The organism is Anaerococcus sp. Marseille-Q7828, from assembly GCF_949769285.1.
In the GTDB taxonomy this organism is placed as follows: domain Bacteria; phylum Bacillota; class Clostridia; order Tissierellales; family Peptoniphilaceae; genus Anaerococcus.
Genome location: NZ_OX458331.1, coordinates 1,668,750 through 1,690,267 on the forward strand (window position 1 = coordinate 1,668,750; position 21,518 = coordinate 1,690,267).

Sequence of the window (21,518 nt, forward strand, 5' to 3'; positions counted from 1 at the left end):
ATATGAGTATACATTATTAATTCAAAAATGTCAACTAAAAGCTAATATTTATACTTAAAACGCCTAAAATCCGATAAATTATACAAAGTGATAATTATTATCAATTACATTTCTAAATTAATTTCTGATAATTTAAATATTTTTTCTATATTTTCTTCATCATCAGATTTTATCCTAACTCTACACTCTTCTTTTACGTAGTCATTTCTTAGTACTACTCCACAGCCTTCTTCTGTATTTACTTTTTGCCCACATTTTGGCATTATTTTTTTCATGTACATATAGTTATCTTCTTCAAAAGATAGACAACACATTAGTCTTCCACATACACCAGAAATTTTTGCAGGATCTAGGCTGATGTTTTGGTCTTTGGCGTATTTTATAGATAATGGTACAAAATCAGTTAGGTGCCTCGAACAACAACATTGCTGACCACAAGTTCCAAAGTGTTGGATTAGTTTTGCGTGATCTCTCACCCCTATTTGCCTTAATTCTATTCTAGATCTGAATCTTTGGGCCAAATCTTTTACTAATTCTCTAAAATCGACTCTTTTATCAGATGTGAAAAAGAAAACTAGCTTGTTTTTATCCAAGGTATAGTAAGAATCCACCAGCTTCATATTGAGCTTATATGAATCAGCTAGGCTTTGACAAACTTCTAAAGCTTCTTTAGCTTCAATATTGTTTAGAATTTTTCTTTTCAAATCCTCGTCATTAGCAATTCTTACAACTTTTTTTAATTTTTTATTAAATTTTTCTTCGTCTATATCAAGATTAATTAGGGCAACTTCTCCTATTTCCAAGCCATTTTCTGTTTCTACGACCAGACTTTGCTTACATTTATAGTTCTCATCTCCCGCATCAAAATAATATATTTTACCGGCTTTTCTAAACCTAACGCCAACTACGTTCACTTTGCAGCATTCCTCCCATGTAAATATTAAATATAATTTCCTCTATTGATAAATCATAATTAATATTTGTTTTTATTCCTGTTTTCACTTTATTTATTAATTCAATATGATTTTCGATTTGATCAAAAGTCATTTTAGCTAAGTAGCTCAAATTAAACTTGGTATCTTCTCCTATTTTTAAATCATTCTTGTACTTATATAATAATATTAGTTGAAAAAGATCTAGGAATCCATCTAAGATATCTAACTTATCTTCTTTGAAGCTTGCAAAAAAATCTTTATTTTGATAAAAGCTAATAAGTTTTCCTTGATAGATATCTTTTATGATTGATGACAGTTTAACCATATCCACATTATATATTTTTTTATTATTGGCTAAGCTAATAATCTGACATCTCGATCTAATAGTTTTTAACATAAGATTACTATTAGTCGTAGTAAAGATAATCATATTATAATCTTTAAGCTCTTCTAATGTCTTTAAGAGGGCATTTGAACCCTCATCCCTCAAATTTTGAGCATTGTGTAGTATATATATTTTTATCTTTTTGTTTGTTGGGCTTAGAGATATGTCTTTACTCAATAATCTAATAGTATTTATGTCTATGATATTATCATCTTTATCAATTATAAATAAATCGGGATTAGAGTCACTATTTATATCCAATCCCTTTGCTTTAAATACTTGGTTTGCAAACTCTTTTGCAAATACTAGATTATCACTATCATTCTCACCTTCAAATATATAAGCATGAAATAATTGATTATTTTTAATCTGTCTTTCTAGTATACTCATAATCTAATGTATTGATCTACATCTAAGATAAATATTGTTGCTCCTCCAACTGTTATATCAACAGGTACTGTATTTGTTAAAAGTGAGCTTTCTGCAGATGGGTTAATAATAGTTGTTGTTGTGTTTCTCCTCTTGCAGTTTTTCTCTATAACGGCTAATACTTCATCAAGTTTTTCTTCCTCTACACCTATTAAAAGTGTTGTATTGCCTTTTTTCAAGAATCCACCTGTTGTAGAAAGTCTGGTTACCCTATATCCACTTTCTGTTAGAGCGTCCATTAAAAAGTTCACATCTGCATCTTGTACAATGGCTAATAATAATTTCATTTAATCCTCCAGTATATTTAATATTAAATCTAAAGCAGACTTACTTACTTCATCAATTGATTTACTCGCATCTATTTCACATATTTCATCTTGGTAAAGTTTTGCCATATCAAGATAAGCATCAAAGATTTTTTTGTGAAAATCAAATTCTTCATTTTCTAATCTGTCAGCCGTGAAATTAGCTCTTTTTCTGATAAGGGCATCTTTGTAATCTATGTTAAAAAATACGGTTAAATCAGCTTTTAAGCCACCAGTTGCAAAATCATTAATGGCTTTGATCTCATCAATACCTAGACCCCTGCCTACTCCTTGATAAGTTAGGGAACTTAGTACAAACCTATCGCACAAAATAATTTCTCCAGCTTCCATAAGTGGTTTTATTTTCTCACTTACTAGCTGAGCTCGGCTTGCTGCAAATAACAAGGCTTCGGTTTTTGCATCCATATTTATATTTTCATTATCAATAATAATATCTCTAATTTTTTCTGATATGAATGTGCCACCTGGTTCTCTCAACAAGTTTGTCTTGTAGCCCTTTGATATTAATATTTCGTTTACTTTATTTAAGATTGTGGTTTTGCCCGAACCATCTGGTCCTTCAAAAACAATAAATTTTCCATTCATATTATTATTATAACAAATGCTAGTAATTTTTGGAAATAAAAAAAAGACCCTGAGGTCTTTAAATTAATTATTCAGCATCTTCGCTTGATTCTTCATCTTCTTCTGTTTCATCAACAGTTGGAACATCAGCTGCATCCACCGCTTCGCTATCTTCATCTTCAGGAATTTCAACTTCTTGAACTTCTTGTAGTGAACAGATAACATCGTCATCTTCAGCTAGGATTGTGATGTTTTCATTTCCAAAGATATCAAGGTCTGCTACAGTTCTTACATCACCAATTTGAATTTCTGTAACATCTGTTTCTGCTGTTTGTGGAATGTATTTTGGTAAACATTCAACTTCAACTGTATCTACATTTTGAACCAATACTGATTGATCAATCTTGATATCATCTCTACCAAGTAGAACAACTGGTACAGATACTCTGATTGTTTCGTTTTGGTTAATTGCTTGGAAATCTACGTGTAGATATTGATTTTTGTATGGGTGTGTTTGGTAATCTTTAATAAGTACATCTTTTTTATCACCTTCAATGTCTAATGTGATAATTGTTGATGTACCAGCTTGTCTTAATATTTTATCGAAATCTCTTGATGTGAATTGTACATTAAGATTATCTTCACCTTTGGCATAGATAACGCCTGGAATTAATTCTTCAGCTCTTAATTTGTTAACTTTATTTTTTCCAGTAGCTTGACGATTATTTGCGTTTAAAACTAAGTCTGCCATATTCCCTCCTTATAATATTTTCATACTGACTAATTATACCCTAATTCTCACATCTTTACAATGATAAACTTTTATTATAAGATAAGTGGTAGTAGTGTTTAATATCAAAAAGGAGAATATTATGACTCAAAGAAAAGCTAAGTTTGGAAGTTTTGATATTAGCTTATCCGGCGAAGAATTGAAAATAGGAGATAAAGCACCAAATTTCAAGGCTTTAACTAAAGACTTAGAAGATTATGAATTTTATAAAGAAATGCAAGGAGAAACTATTATATCAGTTGTTCCATCTCTTGATACATCTATTTGTGAATTACAAACATATATGTTAAATAAAGCTAGCCAAGAAGATATGTTCAATATTATATCAATTTCTAACGATTTACCCTTTGCTGAGCAAAGATTTGTTAGAGAAAAGGGCTCAGAAAATATAGTATTTTTGTCTGACTATTTATATAATGATTTTGCAAAATCATATGGAGTTTTGATAGAAGAATATAATTTATTAAATAGAGCTATATTTGTCATTGATGAAAACAAAATAATTCGCCATCTAGAATACCTAGATCAAAATACAAACTTGCCTGACATAACAAAGGCAGTAGAAGTCGCAAAAAGTCTATAAAAAATCCTAAGGATTAGATTGCATCCTAAAGTCGGATTTATAAATCCAACCTTAGGGAATATGCTCTCTAAGCCTTAGGATTATTTTTTTATAAACTCATTGTACTTATCTCTATCATAAACTACATCTAGTTCGCCTATAAAGGCAGTATACTTATCTGGATAGCAGAAGCCTTCTTTAAATCTATAGAGTCCATCTTTGCTATCGACAGAAAATACTCCGCCAAAGTCAAAGTATTTGTATCCATTTTCCTTTGACCATTTTATTTCTTCCCAAATCATATTGAAATTTGGCATTTTATTTCTATGATCATTAGAACTAGCTGCATAAAGATAATAAACTTTATCGTTATAAGCAACTAATAGTGAAGATGAAAGTGGCTCTCCCTTGTAGTAAGATGTGAAGATTTCACCACCCATATAATCACACAGTCTCTGGAAGTAATCTTTTGGTCTGTGTCCTATTCCTTGCCTATCTGCCATAATTTTTGTAAGTTCATAGAAGGTATCAATTGTCTTTTCATTAGTTTCTCTGATAGTTTCAATCTCATTTCTGTATGATTTTCTTATATTCCTTCTTGTTGCTGAAGAAAAGTTTTCAAAAAGAGTATCCTCGTCATTGCTTGCAATCTCTAAAATCATATTGTATCTAGGTTGAGTAAAGGCATGGTTGTCTAGACCATAGGTCCTAAAGTCATAGCCTCTTTTTTCATATTCATAAATTATTTTCTCATTAAAATCTACTTCTGGATCCATTCTCAAAAGAAAGGCATCGTATTTATCAACTAATACTTCCGCTTCCTTAATCAACTCTTCGACAAGATCATAATCTTTGAAATCACAAACTGGACCTCTTGGTGCATATAAGAAATGCTTACCATTGTCATTTTTTATGCCTATAACACTCATTGCTCCTGCAATGTGACCATTCTTTTCAACATATACATAATCATTTGTCCAATTAGCCTTAATCTTAGCCCAATTTGGATCTTGCATTGCTTTTCCATATTGAGAATTTCTGACAAAGTCTTTGTATGCTTCCATCTGTTTATCTGTTTCAACTAGTGGCATTATATCTCCTAATCTATCAAGCCTTCAATAAGGGTTAGGGTAGTCAAAGCTCCTATGCCCTTTTTGCTTGTTAACACTTTTATATCTAAATCTTTTAAATCTTGGTAATCAATATCACCTACTATCATACCATTAACATAAGATGTTCCAACATCTATGAGGATTTGTCCATCTCTGAAATAAGTATTGTCATAATGATTAGCCCTACCAATTGCTGAAATGAAAATATCAGAACTATGGATAAGTTCTTTTTGATTCTTGGTAATACTATTTATAAGGCTTATGGTAGCCCTAGATTTCGACAAATAAGTTGCTAGGGGCAAGCCTATTAAGTTATTACTATTAGCTATAGTAATGTTTTTTCCTTTTATATCAGTAATAGATTGCAAGTACTTGGCTATAGCCTTGGGTGTGGCTGGCAGATAGTCAAGTTGCCCATTCAAAGCTTTGCCTTGAGAAGTGTAGGTAAAGCCGTCCAAGTCTTTTATTTTGATTTCTGTACGTACTCTATCTAAATATTGGTAATTATCAAAAGGTAACAATAATATAAATCCATCCTCTTTGTCAAAACCATTGGCAAAATTGATTATATCATCCGGGTCAGCATTAGAATCAAATTTTTTGTCAACAAAATCAATACCAAATTGTTGGCATTTTTTTATGATAAACTTCTTATATGATATTTCCTCACTGTTAGGATTCATTGACAGTATAAGTAGTTTATTATTAGTTTGTGACTTTTCTAAATGATCAATTATCTGCTTTTTTAATTTGTCAGTGTTTAATATTTCCATAATATCTCCATTAAAAAAACGCCCACACGGACGTTTTAAATGTTGTTTTCTTAGAAAATTCTTCTAGCACCTCTGAATGTATTTTGATAATAACTATTATAAACATTATCGTATCTTACACCAGATCTTGGTGTTGAAGCATGAATAAATGTACCATCTGAGCTTGTTATAATACCAACGTGGTCAATTCCACCGCCCTTGATGGCAAAGAATATTAAGTCTCCTGGTTGTAAGCTATTGTAGTCTACAGCATATCCAGTATTAAACTGTGCTGCTGAAGAGTGTGGTAGGCTTACTCCAAGTTGCCTATAAGTATTAACTACTAGACCTGAACAGTCAAAACCAACAGATGGATTAGATGATCCCCAAACATATGGATATCCAACAAATTGTCCAGCAATATTTGCAGCTGAAACACCATTGTTATTTACTGCAGGTTTTTGTGCTTGTTCTACAGCAACTTCTTGTTGATCTTTTACTTCTTCTACAGGTGCTTTTGCTTCTTCCTTTACTTCTTCAGTTGTTAGATAGCTTGAAGAAACATATGAAGTTTTGCCATTAAAATCAAATTTAACCCAGCCGTCTGCTATTTCACCAGTAACTTTTGTACCCTTATTTAGTGTACCTACTATATTTCCGCTAACAGCTTTGTCACGTACGTTAAGTACGTTTGTATTGTAAACCCAACCAGTGAATGCTTGGCCTTTTACTTCTGGAATCACTTCTTCTTGCACTTGTTCACTAGCCTCGTTAGTTTCTACTACTTCTTCTACTTGAGCTTCTGTATTAGCTGCCTTTTCTTCTACAACTTCTTCAGTTTGAATTTCTGTATTTGCTTCTTGAACTTCAGGAGCCTCTTCTTGTTTATTTTTATTATTTAATGAATCTATTAGATCTTGTGGGTATGAATCACTTAAATAAGCTAGTTTAACATAACCATCATTGGTCTTAAACCATTCACCGTCAACTGTTCCACTGATTTTCTCACCAGCTGCCAATGTTTTTACTATATTTGAAGAATCTTCAAAAGATTTGCTGCTTCTAACATTTAAAGCTTGAGTATTGATGTATTTTACAAGCTCATTAATAATTTCTGCTGGAGTCTCTTCGATAACTTCTGCATTACTCTCATCAGCTTGATTTTCACTTTCGTTAATTACAGGATCATTGCTCTCAGCTTCAGTGCTTACAGCCTCGTTGCTATCTAGATATTCTACTTGTGAGTCGATATCACTTTGTTCATTTTCAACCAAGTCTTCTTCATTGATATTTTCGATAGCACTATCAAGATTTACGTCTTCATAAACTACTAGTTGATTATCATCAACTTCGTCATTTACTGCGACTTCTTCTTCAGAAACTTCTTCTTCTGCAGATACTATGTCTTCATCTTCTACATCTGCAGTTTCTTCATCTTCATATGTAGTTTCTTCAATTGAAATAAGTTTCTCTGCAACAATTTTATTAGCCGCTTCTTCTATTTTAGCAATTTTTTCTTCATCATCTTTTGTAGTCTTATGAATTCTTTTTTCTTTTGCTATTGCTGTATTTTTAAGATCTTTTGTATAATCAGCTTGTATAAAGCTCACGTAATCGTTATTTTCTGTGTAAGATGGACTAATCATAGAATTAGTATTTTTATCAGAACCTAAATTATTTACTGTAGAAGCATATGCTGTTGCTCCTGCAGTTACAGCTGCTATAAGAGATAAAGCAGCTCCTATATTTTTTTTATTCATTAGTGTAAAATCCTCTCCTTAAATAGTTTGGTATTCCTTTATGAATTAAAATCTTACTATATTCTATACTAAATTAACAAAATAGTCAACAATTAGTTACAAAAAAATTACACTTATAGAAAAAACCTACAATTTCAACCTTTATTCCTTAGTTTAATTTGTAAATTATTTGCCAAAAGTGTAAATAAAAAATACTTTGAATTTTTTTTGGTTACATTTTGTAACTATTATGTAGAGAGCAAATCTATAAGCCGTGTTCTGTATTAGACAATCATCTATCTAGACTTACTGTTGCCAATAAGCTCAAGCGAACAACCATTCTGGATCAAAGCCGAGCAAGCTTTGTTTGTCATCCCTTCGTTCTTGCACCGGATGGGGTTTACATAGCCTATATGTCACCATATAGCTGGTGAGCTCTTACCTCGCCATTCCAACCTTACCAAAAATTTGGCGGTATACTTTCTGTTGCACTTGCCTGAAGATCACTCCTACTTGACGTTATCAAGCATCCTGCTCTGTGGTGCACGGACTTTCCTCGTACTATGCCGCGATTGTCTGATTTACTCCAAACTTTATTTTACTCTTTATAATATATTTGTAAAATTTATATTAAATAAAAGTCCTAAAATCATCCTCTTTAGAATAAATATAAACCTTATTATAAGTCATTTCACTTAATATATTTTCTAGCTTATAAATAACATGGTTTTCGCTTGCAAAATGACCAGGATCGATTATTACAAGACCTCTATTTGCATAGTCCATACCCATATGGTAGGAAACATCTCCTGTAATCATCAGATCACAACCTTGGTTAATAGCATCATCAAAAAGTGAAGAACCAGCCCCTCCACAAACAGCTACTATGCTAATTTCTTTGTCCATATCGCCATAGCAAACTAATTCATTAGCCTTAAGTATTTCTTTTACTTTTTTAGCAAAATCTTTTGCCTCTGTCTTTTCTATATCTCCAAATCTACCTAAGCCAGGATCCTTATCTAGTTCTAAAACTTGCGGCTTTTGGATCTCTAGTATTTGACAAAGATTGTCATTAAGACCATCGGCTGCGATATCTAGGTTTGTATGCATAGCAAATACACTTATATCGTTTTTTATAACTTTTTCTAGACGATTGTAAAAAGTATCAGTAAAATCAATAGACTTTGTGCCATTAAATAAATATGGATGGTGGGTAATAATTAGGTTACAGTCATTTTCTATAGCCTTATCTATACCCTCTTCTTCCAGATCCAGACTAATTAGTACATTTTTTAGTTCCTTGTCCAAATTTCCAATCTGTAGTCCAGAGTTATCCCAGTCTTCCTGCAAATCTAGTGGATATTTTTCGCATAATTTGTCTATTAGTTCTCTAATTTCCATCTTTCATAAACCTCATCTATAGCTTCTAATCTTTCATTAATCTTATCTAATCCATCATAATTTTTAGAATTTTTAATGATATTTTCTCTAAATATCTGATTTTTCTTACGATCTATAAGTAATTTTTCTTCTAGTAACTGATTTTTATTTTCTATATTCTCAAATCCATAATATATATCAGAAATTTTCATCTCCTTCTTATTACCATATTTTACCTTTAAAATGTCATAATATTTACCATTTTCAAAGGATAAAAAATCTCTCATAATCTCAAAATTATTATTGTAAAGAAATAATCTTAATTTCTCCGTTGCTATATTTGATTCTAAAATCATATATTCAAGATTTTGAGCAAACTCCATACTAGCATCTATAATATCAACAATAGTATTACCACCCATACCTGCAATGATGGCGATTTGATTATCTTCTTTTTCTATACCCTTAAAACCATCTGCCACCTTAGTTTTAATTATTTTTGATAAATCATCATCAAGTTGGTCTTCAAGCTTTTTTAAGGATGGTGCGGATATATCAGTAGCCAAAATATTTGAGCTGATATTATTTTTTGCCAAATATAAAGGAACCAATCCATGATCGGTTCCTACATCTATGACATTTTTGCCATAATCTATCAAATTTATGATATCCATTAATCTTTTCTTATCATTCATCATAAAAAGTCTTTCAATGATTCGCTCTTATTTGGGCTTTTAAGCTTTCTAAGAGCTTTTGCTTCGATTTGACGTATCCTTTCACGGGTTACATCAAATTCCTTGCCAACTTCTTCAAGTGTTCTCGGGGTTCCGTCTATAAGTCCAAATCTTAGTTGTAATACTCGTTTTTCACGAGCACCAAGGCAGGATAAAACTTCGTTTAAGTTTTCCCTAAGCATAGTGTAGTTTGCAGCTTCATCTGGATTTACAGCTGATTCATCTTCTATGAAATCTCCCAAGTGTGAATCTTCTTCTTCACCTATTGGTGTTTCAAGTGATACTGGTTCTTGGGCAATTTTTCTAATTTCTTGAACTTTTGAAACTTCTATGCCCATTTGTTCAGCTATTTCTTCGTTAGATGGATCTCTGCCTAGTTCTTGGACCAATTGTCTTTGAGTTCTTACTAATTTATTTATAGTTTCAACCATGTGAACTGGAATTCTTATAGTTCTGGCTTGGTCAGCTATAGCACGGGTTATAGCTTGGCGTATCCACCATGTTGCATAGGTAGAGAATTTGAATCCACGATTGTAATCGTACTTATCTACTGCCTTCATTAGGCCCATATTTCCTTCTTGAATAAGATCCAAGAAGCTCATACCACGGCCTACATATTTTTTAGCAATAGATACAACAAGCCTTAAGTTTGTTTCAGCCAATTTTTGCTTTGCCCTTTTTGATAATAGAACAGCTTTTTTTAGTTTTAATATATCATCTTGGCTAAGATCGTCATTATCAAAAATTATATGGGCTACATTGCTCATTTCTACCAATTCATTTAAATCTTTAATCTCATCTGCACTTAAACCATTATCTTTAGATAATTCTTTGGACCTATTTGCAGCTTCAATTAATGAATCAATGGTCATCTTATCAAAAGTTTTAAGATATTCTTCATTCAAAGCCTTTGACAATAGATTTGTAAATGATTCATATACAAAAGTAAGTACATTTTCATTTACATTGACATTTAGAATGTGGTCAAAGGAATCAAACAAATCACATAAAGAATTTGCATCATTTTCGCTAAGCTCTTTGTCATTTACAGATTTTTGGGCTATATTGCAAATTAATACCTTGTTTTTTAGCTCCTCTATCTTTTCTAAGTCAGGTTCTTCAACCATAATCTCTTCGAAAAGTTTGCCCATTGCAATGATTCCATTTAGATTGTATCCAGATTCTTCACTTAATTTTCCATCATTCTGGTATTCGTCATTAGCAATCAATATGGCTTTTGCCAAATTCCCAAAAAATATGGTATTGGATAATTCAATTTTATTTTGCTTATTTAAATTTATACCTTCTAATTTTTTGTAGGCTATCTCACCCATTTCCATTTTTCTAGATAGGTCAATTTCTTCCTTAGCGGTTAATAATGAAACTTTTCCTATTTCCTTAAGATACATCTTTACAGGGTCATCAAGCTTAATGCCAGAAATATTTTCGACATCATCATCTATTTCTTCATCTATATCTTCTTCGTTAATATCTTCATCATCTAGTGGCTCATCGTCATCTAAATCATCATCCAAATCACTATCATCCAAATCTTCGTCCAATTGTGCTTCAGATTTTTCTACAATTTCTATTCCACTACTTAAAATTTGAGATATGACGTACTTTTTGCTATCTTCTTCTATTTCTTTAAATGATTCAAAAGTATAGATTTGAGTATAAGTTATAAGTCCATCTTGATTTTCACTAATGGACTGAAATTCTTCTATTATCTCTTTTAAAACATCTTCATCAAGCAACTTATCGCTCTCGCTACTCATTCGTACTCCTCTTGGCTTTTTTTCTATGGGCTTTTAGCTCAAATAACTTCTGTCTTTTTTCAAAAAGCCTTATTTTATCAATCAATTCACTTATTTGTATTGGATTGGTATCATCACTTATATAGTCAAAAATGTAATTATAATCATCATCATTTTGGTCAAACTTACTTACATCTTTATTTAAAATAAAATCTTTAACGTTTAATACTTTTTCATCTTTTAGATATTGATCAAAAAACTCTTTCTTAGATAAATAATCATCTTTTTGATTAAAAATTAATCTAAGTATTTCTAATTCGATAGTATTAAAGGATTTTTTCTTTTCTGGAATAATAATTTTATTCTTTTTATTTGAATAATTAACTTTATTCCCAGTATCAGTACTATACTTGTTTATGGCCTCATTTAAAGTACTTTTGTCAATGTTAAATAGAGTAGATACGTTGTTTATAAATATTTCTCTAGTTAGGTCTTTGTCTATACTTGCAAGAAATTCTATAAACAAATCCAACTTCTCAAACTTTTCATTTTCATTTGCCTTGCTATATAAATCCAAGATTTTATTATATTTGTAATTATAGACATCCAAAGATTGGTTCTTTTTTCCTAAGAACTTTTCTTGTCCGTATTTTTTAATAAAATCATCTGGGTCAAGCCCTTCTTCTAGAACAATTACCTTTGCTACTACTCCATTATTTAGGAAAATATCACAAGCTTTGTCAGTAGCCTTCATTCCTGCCCCATCTCTGTCGTAGCAAATATAGATGTTGTCTGCATATCTTTTAATAAGTTTGGCTTGATCATCTGTTAAGGCAGTACCAAGGCTTGCAACAGCATAATCTATACCATGATTATTTAAAGCTATGACATCCATATAGCCTTCCACAAGGATGATATCTTTCTTTTTTTGTCTCTTATAGACATTTAAGCCATAGAGATTGTATCTTTTCTTAAATATACTAGATTCAGGAGAGTTAAGATATTTTGGCATTTGATCATCTATACTTCTACCACCAAAACCTATAACATTACCATAGTGGTTTATTATTGGGAAAATTATCCTATTTCTGTACTTATCATAATATTTGCCCTTAGAAGACTTTTTGATAAGTCCTATATCTTCCAAATCGTTTTTATCATAGCCCTTGTATTCACAGTAATTTAGCAAGTCATCCCAGGAATTTTTAGCAAATCCTAGCATAAATTTATTAACAATTGAAGATGATAGGCCTCTTTTTTTTAGATAGTTTATTGCATCCTTATTTGTTAGCAAATTCTTGTAATAAAACATCATCACATCTTTGTTTATTTCATAAAGCTCCTTGTTCTTGGGATTTTGTGACGAGCTATCATTATAAGTAATAGTAACTCCTGTTTTATTAGCCAAATATTCTAGGCTTTCCTTGTATGACAGGCCCTCTTTTTGCATAATAAAAGAAACAACATCTCCACCTGCTCCACAACCGAAGCAGTGAAATAATTGTTTCCTATCATCAACAGTAAATGATGGTGTTTTTTCATTATGAAATGGACATAAACCCTTAAAAGAAGATCCAGACCTCTTTAAATCAGTATATTCGCTGATAATATCAACTATATTGGCCCTTGACCTTATTAGCTCTATTGTCGTATCTGAAATCATAGCCATAATATCACCCCTATTAATCAAACTATACTAAGGCAAAAAAACTTTTCAATTTTTCGTTTTTTAGTGAATTGTGAAGAAATTTTATAGTTAAAATGATATAATAATTATAATAAGTAGAATACGATATTAAAATTATATTATAGTTATTACTTTAAATTAATTCTAAAATGTATTATAATATAATATATTATCTTATATATTATCGTAATAGCGGATAGAAGTTCAGGAGAAAAATTATGGATACATTCAATACAAATGATATTGATCGAGAAAATGACATATCAGATCTTGGAATAAAAGTATTAGATAGCCAAAAATTTATTTTTAATAAGAATTATTCTTCAAGAATTCAATTCCATCCATTTACTTATTTTTATTTTCTAATAAATGACGAGGGCAAACTTTCTATTGAAAACGAATCAATAGATGTCAGGCAAAATGACCTAATTATTATTAACTCAAATATTGGTCATACTATGTATATAGATGGAAATTTTGAAAATTGTGAAGTTATTGGTTTTGGTGTGGAATCTATTTCAATCTCTAGTGTGGATAAGAAAAAAAATAGCGTCAATCCAACTAACTTTTTTCATGCAAGTTTAGCTGATGAAGAAAAAGCTTTGTCAACTTTTGAAAGTATATTTGATGAATATAACAGCAAGGATCTATATTCTAGATCTATGGCAAATTCTTTGGCATCTATTTTCATTATCAATATCTTAAGGGCTAACGAGGATAAACTTGCAATCCAACACGATAGGAAAATCAACCATCAAATTGATTATGTGAAGTCATACATAGACAATAACTATGCTGAAGATATTAAGTTAGAACAATTATCTACCATGGCTTACATGAATAAGTTTCATTTGATATCAGAATTTAAACAAGCTTATAGGGTAACCCCTATCGAGTACCTAATACTTAAGAGAATTGAAATATCAAAGAACTTATTGATTTCTACAAATCATTCCATGGAAGAAATATCAACCATAGTTGGTTTTAATTCTCAATCATATTTTAACCAAGTTTTCAAGAAAAAAACTATGCAAACACCTTCACAATTTAGAAAAAAACATAGGCTATAAGCAAAAATCGTTTCATTTAACTTCAACAAAGATTAAATGAAACGATTTTTTATTTACAGTTTATTCCATTTTTTTAGATAATTCTTGTAGAAATCCATATTCTGAACAGTTTCTAGAATCCCCTTGTAATTACCTTCTTTATCCCAAACTCCATAATAGCTTACTGTATAATCACTTCCACCTATGTCTCTAATTACAACAACTTTATCCCTAGCACCAGATTTTAAGTCTCCAATAATCTTTTTAACTTTGGGTAGTGCTTGAGGTGGATGGCAAGAATATACTTCCCTTCCTAGGGAAGATTGTGGTCTTTTAAAGATTTTGTTTTCTCTAGGATTATTGTAATAAGAGTTAATATCTTTTTCGTCTACATAAGTTATCTCAATTTCTAATGTATCAAGCATTGCTTCAAGTTGATCAACTCTCATTTTCCCTTTTGAAAAGTATATATACTTATCATCTTTATCGGCAGTTTCTTTGACAAATTCATCATCACTGTTTTTGCTATCTTGATCATATTCTTTCAAATCGCTATATATATTTGAGTAATCTTCATCAGATAAATTCTCTTCTAGCAGAGGATATAGTATATTTTCTTCCTTATATGTCATTTCTTCTGCCCTTATTATAGTTTCCTCTAATAAACCTTTGTCATTTCTTTTGAGGGCCTTTTTTATATTTCTTAAAATCTCATAATCAACACCCCACATCACTTCTGATGGACCAGATTTATTATATTTTGACTCTAATAGAGGATATATTAAATCGCCTTTTTTCCTATAGTGACTATTTAGAAGCTTTTGCAATTCTTCCAAGGGATTTTCACAAATTTCTCCATCAAAATATGCTTTTGTTTTTAAAATTAAATCTTTAATCTCATTATTTTCATCTTGGAAAAGATTAAGTACTGGGTTGTCATACACTATTTTTTTCTCTTCTGCAATAGTCATGCCATGAAATAAAGCAGAGTGGACGTCACATAATTTTCTTACCTCTTCCTTATCCATTCCTTCATCTAATAGTGATTCTTCTGCATCCATTATTTCTGAGGAAGATACACCATCAAAGTTATCTTTAAAATCTTTCCTTACTGATTCAAGTTCTTCACCAGCTGACAATCTTTTAATATAAGATTTAATTTTTCCTTTTCTATCTATTATTTCTTTATCAAAAGATGAATCTTCAAGTTCATAACCAAGTGCTTGTAATTTTGATTCTATCTCCTTTATTCCTAATAACTTAGCGCCTCTTTTAATGGACATTTTAGATGCCATTTTTTTTATCATCAAAGGATTATCTAGACCAACAAAACCAAGTTCCAATAATTCGTCTTTTAACTTAGGATTTTTATTTATTAAACTTTCCAAATTTTCATTAATATCTAATTTCATATTATCACCTTCCACAATAAATATACCATAAATGATTATCATTATCAGTAACATATGTTACAAATACAAAAAACTGTAGCAAAACATAAGTTTCACTACAGTTTATATTAGTAATCTACTCCATCGGAATACTCACTAGAAGCATTCCAAATGAGATATTCATTTTGTCCTTTGTCATATATAGCATCGATTTGAGCTTGAACTGCTTCTCCATCGTATTCCATCCAATTACCTTCACCAATCCAGCTGGCTGTGAAGTCTTGGATCCATGGACGAGATACAGGTGGGTGCTCAAGCGCTCCCAAAACCTCTTGTTCTTCTTCTAGATATCTATAAACAAGATTATATGGCTCTAGGTCAGGCTTTTCTATGTCAAATGACCATTTACCCCAGTGTGATGGATAAATCATTGATGAGATAGCATCTGTTTGATTTGCCATCTGATCAAAATCTTGGCCTATACCCTCAGCTCTTCTTACTTGTAGAGCATAGCCAAATACATCTATTGACATCGGTGTGCCATAAGATTGTAGTTCTTCACGAGCTCTTTGTACAAATCCTGTTATAGCTGCAACTCTTTTCTCGCCTTCTTCCATGTCATCCGTATCTTCATATTCACCTCTGGAATAAGAAAGAGTGTCTCCAAAGGTTTCAAATCCTTCGGCAAACCTCACGTAGTCAAACTGAATTTCATCAAATCCAGCTTCTGCAGCAAGCTTTGCAATTTTGATATCATAATCTTGAACTTCCTTTAAGAAAGGATTCATAAAAGCTTCCCCATGACCATTCTTCCAAAGACTTCCATCATCTAAGGTGAATCCCCAGTCTGGGTGTCTTTCTGTTATGATACTATCTTTAAAAGTGGTAACTCTGCCTATTACATATATGCCTCTAGAATGCATTTCTTCTAAGAAGGTCTTAGGATCAATTATATCAATCTTTGAGTACTTCATATCCTCATCATCTGTATCAAAATTCATGGTGACATTGCCCCAGTCATCCTTGATGTCAACAACAACTGAATTTAATTTTGTACTTTCAAGTTTTTCTATAATCTTATTATATACTTCTGGATTGTTTACACTGTAAGAGTTCAAGTATAAGCCCTTAACTCCATCTTCTGGATAATATTTTGATTTCTTGGCTTTTAGATCGTGCAAGCGTGAAGTATCATAGTCCATATTGTAATCATCTGGTGTGACACCCACTTCATAAGGTTTACCTACTTCTCTTTCTATGGCTTCATTGATTAATCCATCAGATTTAGTAGTTTCTTCATCACTTTTTGCTTGATCTGTCTTACTTTCGCCAGTCTTTTCTAGACTATCACTAATCTCTTTATTCTCAGTAATATTTTCTTTATCACTACTATTGGTACAAGATGATAGACCTAGGATAATGGCAAAAACAAGGGATAAAATCCACTTATTTTTTTTCATAAGCACTCCTTAATAAATAAAGAGCGAGCGAAATGCCCACTCTTTGCTATTTCTTTGATATGAGGAAATTATCCTCTCGATACACCCATTGGGTGATTCACGAAAATCGCAACTATAGTTGCTTTCCGTGCTTTCGCACTACTTTTCGGCATAAATGACCAAATTCAATGGTTATTTATGTGCTTAGTTCTGCGGATTTGCTTGCTACTTCGTAGCTAAAGCTTATCTCGCAGATGTAAAATCCTTTGGATTTTCCACCCAAGATGATGAATCCTCTCGATGACCACTACGTGGACATCTCGCTTAGTTCTCTGGGCTTACTTGAAGCTTCGCTTCTGCGTTCGCCTCAGAGATGTAAAATCCTTCGGATTTTCCACCCAAGATGATGGGACTATTTAATTACCTTTGTTACTACGCCTGATGCTACTGTTCTTCCGCCTTCACGTACTGCGAATCTTAGTCCTTCTTCTAGGGCTATTGGTTTTTGTAGGCTGATTTTGAATGTTGCGTTGTCTCCTGGCATTACCATTTCTACGCCTTCTTCTAGTTGGATGTCGCCTGTTACGTCTGTTGTTCTGAAGAAGAATTGTGGTCTGTATCCACTGAAGAATGGTGTGTGACGTCCACCTTCATCTTTGGTTAGTACGTATACTTGACCTTCGAATTCTGTGTGTGGGTGTACGCTGTCTGGTTTTGCTAGTACTTGTCCTCTTGAGATTTCGTCTCTTTGTACGCCTCTTAGTAGGATTCCTACGTTGTCACCTGATTCTGCTTGTTCTAGTGATTTGTGGAACATTTCTACGCCTGTTACTACTGCGCTTGATGTTTTTTCTGTTAGGCCTACGATTTCTACTGTGTCGCCTACTTTTAATGTTCCTCTTTCTACTCTTCCTGTTGCTACTGTTCCACGGCCTGAGATTGTCATTACGTCTTCTACTGGCATTAGGAATGGTTGGTCGTTGTCTCTTTCTGGGATGTCAAAGTAGTTGTCTACTTCGTCCATTAGTTGTAGGATTTTGTCTGACCATTCGCCTTCTCCACCTTCTTGTAGGGATTTTAGGGCTGATCCTACTACTACTGGGCAGTTGTCGCCGTCGAATTCGTATTCGTTTAGTAGGTCTCTTACTTCCATTTCTACTAGTTCGATTAGTTCGTCATCGTCTACTTGGTCTTGTTTGTTTAGGAATACTGCGATTTTTGGTACGCCTACTTGTCTTGCTAGTAGGATGTGTTCTCTTGTTTGTGGCATTGGACCGTCTGCTGCAGATACTACGATGATTGCACCGTCCATTTGTGCTGCTCCTGTGATCATGTTTTTAACGTAGTCAGCGTGGCCTGGTGCGTCGATGTGTGCGTAGTGTCTGTTTTCTGTTTCGTATTCTACTACTGATGTGTTGATTGTGATTCCACGTTCTCTTTCTTCTGGAGCTTTGTCGATGTGTTCGTAGTCTACGTATTCACCTGTACCGTATTTTTTGTTTAGGGCTTGAGTGATTGCTGCTGTTGTTGTTGTTTTACCGTGGTCTACGTGACCGATTGTTCCGATATTAATATGTGGTTTGCTTCTTTCAAATTGTTGTTTAGACATTTTATCCTCCTAATGAATCATATATCAGTATTCTACCATACATTGACAAAAAATACTAGATATTATTTATGATAGCTATCCTTGCTTAAAGTCAAAAGATATGGTACACTAATTAAGTAATGCCACTTTAGCTCAGTAGGTAGAGCGCATCCATGGTAAGGATGAGGTCCTCGGTTCGATCCCGGGAAGTGGCTCCATTTTTTTGCCCAAATTGCTTAATTACAAGGTTTTTAATTCTTTTATGCCACCTTACTGATTGACATTTTAGTCTCAGTTACTAGCAATTTTCTAATACATTTAAATAGGTAAATGAGCGAAAAAAATCAAAGTCACCAAAAAATCGATGACTTTGATTTATTTTACTTAACTATTCTTTTTCTTACTTAAAACAAGACTTGATGCTGACGCAAATAAAGTTAATATAACTTCATTTAATCCACTTATACCTGTTTTTGGGTTTGAATGCTCGTTTGATTTTCTAGGTGCTTTGATTTTATTGCCTTGTTTTTCTTTGATAATTGGTTTTTCAATTGGATTCTTTTCTCCTATGTTATTTGGATCAGTCTTATCATCATCTCTTAACTTTGTTTCTAATCCATAACCTATTTCGTAGGCAATTTTATCTGTATATTCGAAATTTTTATCAAGTTCTGGAACGTCTACTGGTAATTTACCTTTTGAACTTACTTTTCCGAAAACAACGTCTAGAGAATATGGTATATTTGGTCCAAATGTCTTCACTGGACCTTTACCTTTTTCTGTTGGATCCATTCCTTTTGAACCATAGGCTAGAATATGAGCATCAGAATTTTTGTATCTATCCAAATCATATGGTTTGCCTATGCTGATAATTGCAGATTTTTTATTATTTTCTTTAGCAAAAGTAGTTAACATATCTGGTATTTCTGCTAGCCAGTCATTTTTGCTAAGTTGATTTGCTCTACCAATTTCACTTACTGCAATTATATAATCGTATTCTTTAGCATAATTTTTCAATATTTCTTCTGCTTCCTTAGACTTATCTTTATAATTTTGGAAGGTAAATACGTCAAGTTTTGCGTCCTTATCGATTACTCCTTCTTCTTGTAGTTTTTCAAAACCATAATTAAATCCAGGAACTTCATTTTCATATGGTGTATAAATTAGTACTTTCTCACCTTTTTTTGGATACATTGGCAATGCATTGTTGATATTTTTTGTTACTGTTATTGCCTTATCGGTAATTTCTCTTTGTTTTTCAAAATGTTCTTTATTTCCAACAACTTTTAATGCATTTTCTATTTTTTCTTCAATAGGCTTATTATACTGATCTAAATCTAAAATTCCTCTCCTATATTTTAAATCTAGAATCCTATACACAGAATTATTTAATTGGTTTTCGCTTATATTTCCTAATTCTATCTCACTTTTTATTCTATTTATTATGCTGTCTAATTTTAATAAGTCTTCATTTTTTTGCAATAGTGCTGGCATTAGTGGAATATCCACACCTGCTCTAATAGCCATTATAACAGCCTCTTCTTCTCCAAAGTGGTCTGCTATTGCTTGCATTTTCATAGCATCTGTTATAACAATGCCGTCATAGTTCATTTTCTTTCTAATTATTCCTGTTATTATGTCATCAGAAAGAGTTGCTGGTATTCCTATCACTGAACCATCTTTTTGGGAAATCACAGTATCTTTCTCAAGTTGAGGATAGGATATATGGGCTGTCATAATCATATCGACGCCTTCTTTTGCAGCTTTATCAAAAGGTATTAACTCTAAGTTTTTAACTTCTTCATAAGACTTATCTACTACAGGCAATCCTAGGTGACTATCTGTAGCTGTATCTCCATGACCAGGGAAGTGTTTTATAGCAGCAGATACTCCGTTATCTTGTAAGCCTTTGACAACTTCAGAGCCTAGTTCTCCTACTAATTTTGGGTCAGATGAGATAGATCTCAAGCCAATAACAGGGTTATTTGGATTGTTGTTTGTATCCATAACTGGAGCAAGATTGACATTGATTCCTAAAGCTTTTATCTCTTCTGCTATAATTTTTCCGTACTCATAGGCTAATTTCTTATCTCTACTTGCACCCAATGCCATATTTCCTGGTAAAGAAGTTCCAGTACCAAGTCTAACAACTATACCACCTTCTTGATCTATGGAAATTAAAAGTGGATCAAGTCCGCTTTCTATAGCAGCTTTTTGAATATTATGAGTAAGTTTGGTAGTTTGTTCAGTATCTCTTACATTTTCTGCAAAGAGTATGACTCCGCCAATCTTATACTTACTTATAGCATTTTTGATATCATCATTTAATTCTGTTACTTCTTTTAGCTCACCATTTTCATCTTCCCAATTTCTGAATTCTAGCATTAGCATTTGACCTATTTTTTCATCTAGGGTCATATTAGATATTTTCTCTTCTATCTTTTTATTTCTAGGTTTATTAGGATTTTCATTATTCTCTTCAACATTATAATTTGAATCATTTTCCGATTCATCTTTTTGTTCAAGATCTTCTTCCGAACTCTCGCTATTATCAATCTGTTCGTTTTCTACAATTAAATCATCACCTTCATCCAAATATTTATCGTTTTCGATGGCAAAATTGCTAACCTTGAGATCTTCATTGCTATCATCATCTAATAGAAGTTGATCTAAATTAGGTGATTCATAAGTAACAAGTTCATTTCCTTCTGTAGCTTCTGCCTTAGAAACATTAAAGGGTATTACGCTAATTGACAAAGCTAACATTAGCGAAATTCCAAACTTGAAATTTTTGTTCATTTTATCCTCCTTTTATATTATTATAATTAATATAAAATAATTTCACGGATAATTCAAGAAAACACTTACATTTATATATTATGAATCATTATTAAATTAT

The 21,518-nt window shown here is 32.1% G+C and carries 18 protein-coding genes, 1 tRNA gene and 1 other RNA gene; 3 read left to right on the top strand and 17 right to left on the bottom strand.

Going from position 1 to position 21,518, the window contains the following annotated elements; translation table 11 throughout:
• Positions 1–104: 104 nt before the first annotated feature.
• The 5 genes from ricT to QNH69_RS08020 all read right to left on the bottom strand — a co-directional run bounded on the left by ricT (position 105) and on the right by QNH69_RS08020 (position 3,390).
• Positions 105–914, bottom strand: a complete 810-nt coding sequence (ricT, locus tag QNH69_RS08000) for a regulatory iron-sulfur-containing complex subunit RicT (RefSeq protein ID WP_282929959.1) — start codon at positions 912–914, stop codon at positions 105–107.
• On the bottom strand, positions 895–1,710 hold the full coding sequence (locus QNH69_RS08005; RefSeq protein ID WP_282929960.1) for a DNA polymerase III subunit delta: 816 nt from the start codon (positions 1,708–1,710) through the stop codon (positions 895–897). The genes ricT and QNH69_RS08005 overlap by 20 nt, the downstream gene beginning before the upstream one ends.
• Positions 1,707–2,036, bottom strand: a complete 330-nt coding sequence (locus QNH69_RS08010) for a cyclic-di-AMP receptor (protein WP_044566113.1) — start codon at positions 2,034–2,036, stop codon at positions 1,707–1,709. The genes QNH69_RS08005 and QNH69_RS08010 overlap by 4 nt, the downstream gene beginning before the upstream one ends.
• Positions 2,037–2,660, bottom strand: coding sequence for a dTMP kinase (gene tmk / locus QNH69_RS08015; protein WP_282929961.1), 624 nt, complete (start codon positions 2,658–2,660; stop codon positions 2,037–2,039).
• Between the two features lie 67 nt (positions 2,661–2,727).
• Positions 2,728–3,390, bottom strand: coding sequence for a 50S ribosomal protein L25 (locus QNH69_RS08020; protein WP_282929962.1), 663 nt, complete (start codon positions 3,388–3,390; stop codon positions 2,728–2,730).
• Between the two features lie 121 nt (positions 3,391–3,511).
• Here QNH69_RS08020 and tpx point away from each other — a divergent pair, with 121 nt between their 5' ends.
• Positions 3,512–4,012: a thiol peroxidase gene (gene tpx, locus QNH69_RS08025; protein WP_282929963.1), complete on the top strand. Its 501-nt coding sequence runs from the start codon at positions 3,512–3,514 to the stop codon at positions 4,010–4,012.
• An 80-nt stretch (positions 4,013–4,092) separates the two neighbouring features.
• On the opposite strand, the gene QNH69_RS08030 is transcribed toward tpx, so the two are convergent.
• From QNH69_RS08030 to dnaG, 8 genes are all read right to left on the bottom strand, one after another.
• Positions 4,093–5,082, bottom strand: a complete 990-nt coding sequence (locus tag QNH69_RS08030; protein ID WP_282929964.1) for a peptidoglycan bridge formation glycyltransferase FemA/FemB family protein — start codon at positions 5,080–5,082, stop codon at positions 4,093–4,095.
• Between the two features lie 8 nt (positions 5,083–5,090).
• The gene (locus QNH69_RS08035) at positions 5,091–5,876 is read right to left on the bottom strand and encodes a bifunctional 5,10-methylenetetrahydrofolate dehydrogenase/5,10-methenyltetrahydrofolate cyclohydrolase (protein WP_282929965.1); all 786 of its coding nucleotides are present in this window, start codon (positions 5,874–5,876) and stop codon (positions 5,091–5,093) included.
• 50 nt (positions 5,877–5,926) lie between these two features.
• Positions 5,927–7,615, bottom strand: a complete 1,689-nt coding sequence (locus tag QNH69_RS08040) for an NlpC/P60 family protein (RefSeq protein ID WP_282929966.1) — start codon at positions 7,613–7,615, stop codon at positions 5,927–5,929.
• Positions 7,616–7,846: 231 nt separating this feature from the next.
• An RNA gene (gene rnpB / locus QNH69_RS08045) (RNase P RNA component class A) lies at positions 7,847–8,182 on the bottom strand.
• A 42-nt stretch (positions 8,183–8,224) separates the two neighbouring features.
• A complete protein-coding gene (locus tag QNH69_RS08050) occupies positions 8,225–8,995 on the bottom strand; it encodes a Nif3-like dinuclear metal center hexameric protein (RefSeq protein ID WP_282929967.1) in 771 nt (256 codons plus the stop codon).
• Entirely contained in the window at positions 8,977–9,669 is a 693-nt protein-coding gene (locus tag QNH69_RS08055; RefSeq protein WP_282929968.1) for a class I SAM-dependent methyltransferase, read from the bottom strand. Before QNH69_RS08055 ends, QNH69_RS08050 begins: the two co-directional genes overlap by 19 nt.
• Complete coding sequence (gene rpoD, locus QNH69_RS08060; RefSeq protein WP_282929969.1) at positions 9,669–11,486, bottom strand: RNA polymerase sigma factor RpoD; 1,818 nt, start codon at positions 11,484–11,486, stop codon at positions 9,669–9,671. Before rpoD ends, QNH69_RS08055 begins: the two co-directional genes overlap by 1 nt.
• A complete protein-coding gene (gene dnaG, locus QNH69_RS08065) occupies positions 11,479–13,134 on the bottom strand; it encodes a DNA primase (RefSeq protein WP_282929970.1) in 1,656 nt (551 codons plus the stop codon). The genes rpoD and dnaG overlap by 8 nt, the downstream gene beginning before the upstream one ends.
• 236 nt (positions 13,135–13,370) lie before the next feature.
• Between dnaG and QNH69_RS08070 the strand changes: the two genes are divergently transcribed.
• Positions 13,371–14,222: an AraC family transcriptional regulator gene (locus tag QNH69_RS08070; RefSeq protein WP_282929971.1), complete on the top strand. Its 852-nt coding sequence runs from the start codon at positions 13,371–13,373 to the stop codon at positions 14,220–14,222.
• A gap of 53 nt (positions 14,223–14,275) precedes the next feature.
• Here the strand turns inward: QNH69_RS08070 and QNH69_RS08075 are convergent, their stop codons facing one another.
• The 3 genes from QNH69_RS08075 to tuf form a co-directional block, all read right to left on the bottom strand.
• Complete coding sequence (locus QNH69_RS08075) at positions 14,276–15,613, bottom strand: DUF438 domain-containing protein (protein WP_282929972.1); 1,338 nt, start codon at positions 15,611–15,613, stop codon at positions 14,276–14,278.
• Between the two features lie 107 nt (positions 15,614–15,720).
• Complete coding sequence (locus tag QNH69_RS08080; RefSeq protein ID WP_282929973.1) at positions 15,721–17,052, bottom strand: putative glycoside hydrolase; 1,332 nt, start codon at positions 17,050–17,052, stop codon at positions 15,721–15,723.
• Between the two features lie 391 nt (positions 17,053–17,443).
• Positions 17,444–18,640: an elongation factor Tu gene (gene tuf, locus QNH69_RS08085; protein WP_282929974.1), complete on the bottom strand. Its 1,197-nt coding sequence runs from the start codon at positions 18,638–18,640 to the stop codon at positions 17,444–17,446.
• A gap of 121 nt (positions 18,641–18,761) precedes the next feature.
• Between tuf and QNH69_RS08090 the strand changes: the two genes are divergently transcribed.
• A tRNA-Thr gene (locus tag QNH69_RS08090) sits at positions 18,762–18,837 on the top strand.
• A 166-nt stretch (positions 18,838–19,003) separates the two neighbouring features.
• Here QNH69_RS08090 and QNH69_RS08095 read toward each other — a convergent pair.
• Positions 19,004–21,418 carry a glycoside hydrolase family 3 protein gene (locus QNH69_RS08095; protein WP_282929975.1) on the bottom strand — a complete coding sequence of 805 codons (2,415 nt, stop codon included), beginning with the start codon at positions 21,416–21,418 and terminating at the stop codon, positions 19,004–19,006.
• Positions 21,419–21,518: the final 100 nt, after the last annotated feature.